At 69.1% G+C, this 674-nt stretch carries 1 protein-coding gene; it reads right to left on the bottom strand.

Translation table 11 applies throughout. The features are described from left to right. A partial coding sequence (locus AC07NS_RS26655; protein ID WP_494608233.1) for an SPM autocatalytic domain-containing protein occupies positions 1–674 on the bottom strand: 674 nt, incomplete at both ends.

The following is a 674-nucleotide window of genomic DNA, read 5'->3' on the forward strand; positions in this document are numbered from 1 at the left end:
CCCAGACCGGAGGCGTTCACCGATCGGGCCGCCTGGGCGTAGCCTTTCTCGACCACGTCCTGGCGGGCCTTGGCCGCGGCGTTCAGATCGTTGGCCAGGGCCTGCTGGGCCGAGATCAGCCGCACCTTGCCGCTCGGCTGCTGGCCGGTCAGCCAGCTGGCCTTTTCCGAGGCGCTCATCTTGGTCCAGCGGGCCGCGATCGTCGCATCGACGCGGTCGTGGTCGCTGAAGTCCAGCTGGGCGGCGGCCTTGACCTCGCCGTAGCTGGCCCCGATCGCATCCAGCAGCGCCTTCTTGACCTTGATCCGGGCGGCCTTGGCGGCCGTCTTGGCGTCATTGGTCAGCTGGCCCAGCTCGCCGTCCTCGTTCGCCGCGCCCCACTCGGCCTGGTATTCGCCGCCGTCGAGACCTTCCGAGCCCAGCACCCGCCGCGCCAGGGCCACGTCGTAGCCCTCGCCCGTGCGGCCGTCGGCCCAGATGAAGCTGATCGTGTTCTGCACGAAGCTTTCGGTGGTCTGGTCGCGGGTCTGGCCGGTGGCGACGCCGCCCAGATTGATGGCCGCGATCCCGGCCTGCTCGAGCGTGCGCAGCTCCTTGGCCGTCGAGCGGCCGTTCTGGTTGGCGTCGACGAACAGCAGGATCTTGCCGAAATCCTTGTCGTTCTTGTCCAGCAG

The sequence above is a fragment of the Caulobacter sp. GW821-FHT10A10 genome (assembly GCF_059415745.1).